Source organism: Burkholderia sp. SIMBA_051 (genome assembly GCF_046534915.1).
Classification (GTDB): Bacteria; Pseudomonadota; Gammaproteobacteria; order Burkholderiales; family Burkholderiaceae; genus Burkholderia; species Burkholderia ambifaria.
Map to the genome: position 1 here is coordinate 1 of NZ_JAWRXS010000351.1, position 267 is coordinate 267.

At 62.5% G+C, this 267-nt stretch carries 1 protein-coding gene; it reads left to right on the top strand.

All coding sequences use genetic code 11. The features are described 5' to 3' along the window. A partial coding sequence (locus tag SB771_RS34825; protein WP_410722018.1) for a DUF1045 domain-containing protein occupies positions 1–267 on the top strand: 267 nt, incomplete at both ends.

Genomic DNA, 267 nt, shown 5'->3' on the forward strand with positions numbered 1-267 from the left:
GGAAAGCTGGGCGCAAACGCAGATGCCCTTTGCATTGGCCGTCGAAGCGGCGACGCTGGGCGACTTCGTTGCGTTGCGTCCCGCCACGTCATCCGGCGACGAGCAGATGCGCGCGCTCGCCGCCGATGCCTTGCGCACTTTCACGCCGCTGCGGGTCGTGCCATCCAAAGCGGATATAGCGAGGCGCATGGAAGCGCCGCTCACGGAACGTCAACGCGAATTGCTCGTCGAATGGGGATATCCATATGTGCTCGACGAGTTTCGTTT